At 40.2% G+C, this 6,640-nt stretch carries 7 protein-coding genes and 1 tRNA gene; 7 read left to right on the plus strand and 1 reads right to left on the minus strand.

What is annotated here, in order from left to right; translation table 11 throughout:
- Positions 1-4 precede the first annotated feature (4 nt).
- The gene (locus C0V77_RS16690; protein ID WP_101727476.1) at positions 5-1,558 is read right to left on the minus strand and encodes a glycoside hydrolase family 10 protein; all 1,554 of its coding nucleotides are present in this window, start codon (positions 1,556-1,558) and stop codon (positions 5-7) included.
- A gap of 195 nt (positions 1,559-1,753) precedes the next feature.
- On the opposite strand from C0V77_RS16690, the gene C0V77_RS16695 reads away from it, so the two are divergent.
- The 7 genes from C0V77_RS16695 (at position 1,754) to C0V77_RS16725 (ending at position 6,555) form a co-directional block, all read left to right on the plus strand.
- A complete protein-coding gene (locus tag C0V77_RS16695; RefSeq protein ID WP_101727477.1) occupies positions 1,754-2,449 on the plus strand; it encodes a DUF4290 domain-containing protein in 696 nt (231 codons plus the stop codon).
- A 41-nt stretch (positions 2,450-2,490) separates the two neighbouring features.
- A complete protein-coding gene (murA, locus tag C0V77_RS16700) occupies positions 2,491-3,795 on the plus strand; it encodes a UDP-N-acetylglucosamine 1-carboxyvinyltransferase (RefSeq protein WP_101727478.1) in 1,305 nt (434 codons plus the stop codon).
- Between the two features lie 243 nt (positions 3,796-4,038).
- A tRNA-Leu gene (locus C0V77_RS16705) sits at positions 4,039-4,122 on the plus strand.
- Between the two features lie 114 nt (positions 4,123-4,236).
- Positions 4,237-4,455 carry a hypothetical protein gene (locus C0V77_RS16710; protein WP_101727479.1) on the plus strand — a complete coding sequence of 73 codons (219 nt, stop codon included), beginning with the start codon at positions 4,237-4,239 and terminating at the stop codon, positions 4,453-4,455.
- A complete protein-coding gene (locus C0V77_RS16715) occupies positions 4,445-4,783 on the plus strand; it encodes a type II toxin-antitoxin system RelE/ParE family toxin (protein ID WP_101727480.1) in 339 nt (112 codons plus the stop codon). Before C0V77_RS16710 ends, C0V77_RS16715 begins: the two co-directional genes overlap by 11 nt.
- A gap of 100 nt (positions 4,784-4,883) precedes the next feature.
- Positions 4,884-5,897, plus strand: coding sequence for an AAA family ATPase (locus tag C0V77_RS16720; protein ID WP_101727481.1), 1,014 nt, complete (start codon positions 4,884-4,886; stop codon positions 5,895-5,897).
- Between the two features lie 142 nt (positions 5,898-6,039).
- The gene (locus C0V77_RS16725) at positions 6,040-6,555 is read left to right on the plus strand and encodes a hypothetical protein (protein ID WP_101727482.1); all 516 of its coding nucleotides are present in this window, start codon (positions 6,040-6,042) and stop codon (positions 6,553-6,555) included.
- Positions 6,556-6,640 lie beyond the last annotated feature (85 nt).

Here is a 6,640-nt window from a genome sequence, read left to right on the forward strand (position 1 = left end):
ATATTTATTTAACACTTATAACATTACTGATGGCACTCTCATTATTGAGTCTATCAAGTGCAGTAACTGCATATACGTATGATTTCCGCGACTCATAATTTTGGTCAACATAGCCCGGTTTGCCTTCGTTTCTTACAATTGCCAGAATTTTCGCCGGATTATCCAGATTTATTTTTTCATTTTTGTTGAATCTATATACAACAAATGCCTTTATTTCGTCGCTGTCTTTTGCTTTTGCCGAGGGTAATTCCCAGGTTATAGATATGCCAAGGTCGCTGGCTTTCTGAGCTTTCAGTTTTTCAGGGGCGTTGGGTGGTATGTTGTCTTTCCAGGGCATAGTCGGGGGTAGAGCCGGATAAGCATAAAGATTTCTGACTGAATCGGCCACCGCTAATTCATTCTTGCTCAAAGGTTTGGCACTAAAATAAATACTGCCGGAAATCTGCGGTTTTGCCCGGTTATACCTTATTTGCCTTGCAATCTGGTCGGCTTTCTCCCAGCCTGTTTCATTGCTGCCAGCTTTTACACGATAAACTGCATGGCCAATATACAAATGCCTTCCAAACGTATTTTTGGCCCACCAGTCTGTCAGGTTTTGGTAGGGCACCTTACCAAACTCAAAACTAAAATATACCTGTGGGGCTATGTAATCTATCCACCCGTTTTGTATCCACTTTTTAGTATCGGCATACAGATTGTCATAAGAAGACAGCCCTCCGGCAGTTGCAGAACCACTGGCGTCGGCAGATACGTTTCTCCATACTCCAAACGGACTAATACCAAACTTTACTTTGGGCTTAATTGCCCTTATACCATCACTGATAGACTTAACAGTTAAATCAACGTTGTTGCGCCGCCAGTCTTCAATATTTTTAAAACTCCCCCTGTACTTTTTAAAGGTGGTTTCGTCTTTCAGTTTTTCATTTGCTACCGGGTACGGATAAAAATAATCATCGAAATGAATACCGTCTACTTCATAATTCCGCAAAATATCCAGCACCACATTTGTAATGTAAGCCCTCACTTCGGGTATGCCCAGATTAAATAGTTTCTGCTTGTCATAAGTCAGAAACCATTCCGGCTTTGTAATAGTAATATGGTCTTTAATAATGCTTTTAGATGCCTTGTGGGTGCCTCTGTTCATATTCAGCCAGGCATGAAACTCCATGTTGCGCTGATGCGCTTCTTCAATCATAAAGGCCATTGGGTCGTAAAACGGAGCCGGAGCTTTACCTTGTGTGCCTGTGAGCCATTCAGACCACGGCTCTTTACTTTGGGCATAGAACGCGTCTGAGGCTGCTCTTACCTGCACCAGCACGGCATTCATTCCGTAGCTTTGCTGTTTATCGAGCATGGTTCTGAACTCCTGTTGCTGTGCATTTGTTGATAACCCTTTACGAGAAGGCCAGTCGATGTTATCGATGGTGGCCACCCATACCGCCCGGAATTCGCGCTTAGGCCCCGGAGACCTTGAAATATATTGCTGGGTGATTTTGGTACTGCAACCGCTCAGGAAAGCATAGATAACCAGTAAGCAGGCAATTTTTTTCAGAATCATCAAAAGCGGATATTGAAATTTTATTCAAAAATAGATAAAAATTTAACCCAACGGCTAATTTTTGTTACTTTTGCTATGTTTTGCAATAATGTTAGACTATTAGCATTATTAATGGTAGAAAAGCCTTAATATTATCTGCTTTTTTATGAAATCTCTTTTGCTGGGATTTGTATCACTCAATTTACATTAATTATTGTGAAAGAATACGGAAGTAACATTCAGAAATTAACCGAGTACATTGTCAGTCTGCCAGACAAAGACCAGCGTACTAAATATGCCCATATATTGATAGAGTTGATGCGTCAGATTCACCCTAACATGCGTGAAGGCATTGACTATTCTAAAAAACTGTGGGATGACCTCTACGTCATAGCCAATTTTGACCTTGATGTCGACAGTCCGTTCCCGCCCCCTCCAAAGGAAATACTAGGTAAAAGGCCCATGACAGTGCCTTACAACCAGCATCCTTTGAAACACCGTTTTTATGGCCGCAACCTGGAGCTACTGGTGCTGAAAGCCATGATAACCGAAGACTTTGAAGACCGCAAGGCCTTTATTTCATACATGGTGCGTCTGATGAAAGGTTTTTACCAGACCTGGAACAAAGACAGTATTGAAGCCGAAGATTGCCTGCAACAGATTCTGGAGTTGTCTGGCTTTAGATTCCAGCGAGAAATTGATGAATTAAGGCGTGACGGGCTCATGGAGTCGTCGCCTAAAGATGGTAATGGTAGCCGCCAGCGTATACCGCAACCCCAACAGGCACAGGGGCACTCACGCGATAACCGCGACCGTGGCGACCGCAATAACCGCAACAAGAATTTCAATAATGGCGGAGGCTATAAAAACAATAACAACAACAATAGCAATAACAACAAACGAAGAAGATAGAAGAAGGGGAGACCTTTCGGAACGCAAGATATTTCTACTATATGGCATCTTTCAAGATTACAGGAGGTAAAAAACTACAAGGAGAAATTATACCGCAGGGGGCAAAAAACGAGGCATTGCAGATTGTATGTGCTGTGCTGATGACCAAAGAACCTGTGACCATCCATAATATTCCGGCTATCAGAGATGTAAACAAACTCATGGAGTTACTGGAAGACATGGGCGTACGCCGCGAAAAAGTAGGTGAGGGCTCGTATCGTTTTCAGGCTGATAACGTGAACTTTGATTATTTCGAGACCCCTGAGTATAAGGAGAAGGCCTCTGCCTTGCGTGGGTCTATCATGCTTCTGGGGCCTATGCTGGCTCGTTTTGGCAAAGGAAAGGCACCACGCCCGGGTGGTGATAAAATAGGCCGCCGGCCGCTGGATACCCACTTTACGGGGTTTCAGAAACTGGGCGCCGAGTTTATTTATGACCCGAACGACGCGTTCTATACCGTTGAGGGTGGCAAAATGAAAGGAGCTTATGTGTGGATGGACGAGATTTCGGTAACCGGAACCGCCAATGTGCTGATGGCTGCCGTAATGACCGAAGGCACCACAACCATTTATAATGCCGCTTGTGAGCCTTATCTGCAACAGCTTAGCAAAATGCTAAACAGCATGGGCGCCAAAATAAGTGGTGTGGGATCCAACCTGCTTACCATTGAAGGCGTAAAAGAACTACATGGCTGTGAGCATACCATGCTGCCGGATATGATTGAGATTGGTAGTTTTATTGGCCTGGCAGCCATGACGCAATCTGAAATAACGATCAAAAATTGCCGCATACCTGAGCTGGGGATTATCCCGGATGTGTTCAGGAAACTGGGCATTCAGATGGAGTTCAGAGGAGATGATATTCATATTCCGGCACAGACACATTACGAGATAAGTTCTTTGATTGATGGCTCTATTCTTACCATTTATGATGCGCCATGGCCGGGTTTCACGCCCGACCTGATTTCTATTGTACTGGTAACGGCCATTCAGGCCAAAGGAACGGTGCTGATACACCAGAAGATGTTTGAAAGCCGACTGTTTTTTGTTGATAAACTGATTGACATGGGCGCACAGATTATTCTTTGTGACCCTCACCGTGCCAATGTGATAGGTCTGAATCGCGAGCACCAGCTGAGAGGTATCCGCATGACCTCACCTGATATACGTGCAGGGGTATCGCTACTGATTGCAGCGATGTCTGCCGAAGGAACGAGCATCATTGATAATATAGAACAGATAGACCGTGGGTATCAGTTCATAGACAAACGCCTGAACGCAATAGGCGCGGAGATAGTGAGGATTTAAGAATTGAGTGAATGAGTGAGTTGGTGAATAAGTGATTTAATCGTGAATTGCCAATTAGCGGCCGCCCCTGTGACGAATAATCGTGTTGCCTAGTGCATTAGTGTACATTGTGGCAATTAGTAATAAAAATAATCACTCATTCACTAACTCACTCAATCAGTAATTTTTTTTCTGCTTGGGTTTTGAATTGTAATTGTTAACTCATACCTTTGCAGTCCCAATTCAATTAATACCGTAGTACATGCCCAGATGGCGGAATCGGTAGACGCGTTGGTCTCAAACACCAATGCCTTCACTGGCATGCCGGTTCGACTCCGGCTCTGGGTACTTTAAAGAGGTTTAGATAATTTTAACAATTATTTAGACCTCTTTTTTTTGTTTGGTATTCTTTGTAAATTGTGATTAATTCCATTAGAAATTACCGATAATTGAACATATATCATGAGCGCTGCAGAAGGATTTTATGAAGTTTACAAGGCATTACCTAAAAAAGTCCAGCAAGAGGTAAGGCAATTGATTGAAGATGAAGCTAAAGGAAATATCAGAGTTCCATTAGAGGCCATGAAAGAAGGGTTAAAGGAGATTAAATTGATAAAAGAAGGGAAACTTCCTCGTAAAACATTTGCTGATTTTAAAAAGGAATTAGCAAATGGCGAATGAAGTAATAGTCACTTCTCATTTTGAAGCACGCTATAAAAGATTAGCCAAAAAGTTTCGCTCTCTTGAAGCAGATATGGATAATCTGATTGCTCATCTAATAGAAAAACCAACCAAAGGGCAATCTTTAGGAGCGGGTTTGTACAAAATCCGTTTAGCAGTAGAGAGCAGAGGCGGAGGGAAGAGTGGAGGTTTTAGGGTAATCACATATCTGGTGAATCAAACGACTGAAGCTACAGATATATATCTGGTAACTATCTATGATAAATCAGAAGAAAGCTCAATAAACAAGGGCCAATTAACCAAACTGGTAAAAGAAATATTTGATTAGTGTGCAGAAATTTAGATTTTTCGCTGGGAAGTATAAGAATCGTAATTACTCTTTTAAGTGGTTACGGTTTTTTGTTTTACTATAATGGTAAAAATGATCAATGACTAAGGCATTTCTATTCGGGAAGTTTTTACCTTTTCATAAAGGGCATGAGGCACTTATTCACTTTGCCTTGAGTAAATGTGATTTCTTATCTATTTTAGTTTGCTGCAGCGACAAGGAACAATTGCCGGGTGAAATCCGAATGCGGTGGATTAAAGAAAGCTTTGCACATGTTTCTAAGCTTGAAGTTGTGATGTTCAATTATCGCGAAAATGACCTGCCCAATACATCAGAATCATCATTTGAGGTTTCAAAAGTTTGGGCACAGCAGTTAAAAACGCTTTTTCCTGAATACTCAATTGTTATTACTTCTGAACCATACGGAGATTTTGTAGCCGGCTTCATGAATATAAAGCATATTCCGTTTGATATTGATCGTTTCGGATTTTCCATATCCGCTTCAGCAATAAGAAATAATTTGTTTTCAAACTGGAATTTTCTAACCGCCAGCGTGAAACCCTTTTACTCAATTAAAGTAGCTTTACTGGGTACCGAATCTGTAGGCAAGACCACACTTTCGGAACAACTTTCAAAGTACTACAATTGTAGTTTAGTGCTTGAAGCAGGTCGGGATATAATTGCAGACTCGAACAGTTTTACTTATAATGATTTGCTGACGGTAGCCAGTGAGCATTCAGAAAGTCTTAGAATTGCAATGACCGAAGACCATCCATTAATTATTATGGATACAGATATACATATCACCATGTCGTATTCCCGGTTTATTTTTGGCAGAGATTTACAAGTAAGCAATGAGATTCTATCTAATAACAAAGCTAGCCTGTATTTTTATCTTGTTAATGATGTGCCGCATGTTCAGGATGGTACTAGGCTCGATATTAACAGAAGAAATGAATTAGATTTATATCACCGGCAGGTTCTATCAGATAAGGATATTCCCTTTGTTGAATTAAGTGGTTCATGGGAACAAAGGTTTTCTCTTGCGGTTCAACATATTGATAATCTTATTGCTGGAAAGACGACTATAAACCATAGAGACCCTGGGGTTTAACATTGGACTAATTTATATAATTTATTCCTTAAAATAAGGAACTTTGCTTTAGTGAATTATTTATTTAATATTTGACTTTCCTTTCATCACCTCCATCCAAGTAATAGTACTTCTATTAAATTCTTTTTTAAACCTAATAAAAATGGATTTAACAAAAGTCATAGATATATTATTAGATTATATTTATATTCAACAGAATGACACAGTAAGGGTTTCTGATATCCTGAAAGTAGCTGAAATTGATTTTTCAAGACATAATGCCTTAATAATACTAAGTAAGATTGATGAAGTGCAATTATTCAAAACGCATAGCGTAACTTCACAATCAGGACTCGACTATAAAATATCTCCATGCGCATCAGGTTATGAGTTTGTAAATGAATATGGTTCATATTCTAACTACATAAAGGAATCCAAAAAAGACAAGGAGCGTTTAGATTCATTGAAGGAAAAAGATGCTAAGGGAAGTTATTGGGGAGGAATAGCGGGCGTAGTTTCATTTTTGTTTTCCATTTTAATTTTTCTATATTCAATTTTTCAGAATAGTAAACAGGACATTAAGCAGGAGAAAATAAATGAAGAGGTTATGAAAACCATTGAAAAGTTAGTTAGAGAATCAACAGCTAAGAAATCGATGGACTCTTTGGGCCATCCTTGATAATTGCATCAAAAAGATGAGATGCTTAGGAAATCCAGTCTGTAAAAGATTGGATTTTCTATTTTCAGGTATCGTAGTCTTTGTT

This window comes from Emticicia sp. TH156 (assembly GCF_002855535.1).
Taxonomy (GTDB): Bacteria; Bacteroidota; Bacteroidia; order Cytophagales; family Spirosomataceae; genus Emticicia; species Emticicia fluvialis.

What these genes read in the sequence shown, in the direction of transcription:
- C0V77_RS16710 (WP_101727479.1), top strand. Translation starts at nt 4,237, where the DNA reads ATGAGCGCTGCAGAAGGATTTTATGAAGTTTACAAGGCATTACCTAAA.
- C0V77_RS16690 (WP_101727476.1), bottom strand. Translation starts at nt 1,558, where the DNA reads ATGATTCTGAAAAAAATTGCCTGCTTACTGGTTATCTATGCTTTCCTG.
- C0V77_RS16725 (WP_101727482.1), top strand. Translation starts at nt 6,040, where the DNA reads ATGGATTTAACAAAAGTCATAGATATATTATTAGATTATATTTATATT.
- murA (WP_101727478.1), top strand. Translation starts at nt 2,491, where the DNA reads ATGGCATCTTTCAAGATTACAGGAGGTAAAAAACTACAAGGAGAAATT.
- C0V77_RS16720 (WP_101727481.1), top strand. Translation starts at nt 4,884, where the DNA reads ATGACTAAGGCATTTCTATTCGGGAAGTTTTTACCTTTTCATAAAGGG.
- C0V77_RS16715 (WP_101727480.1), top strand. Translation starts at nt 4,445, where the DNA reads ATGGCGAATGAAGTAATAGTCACTTCTCATTTTGAAGCACGCTATAAA.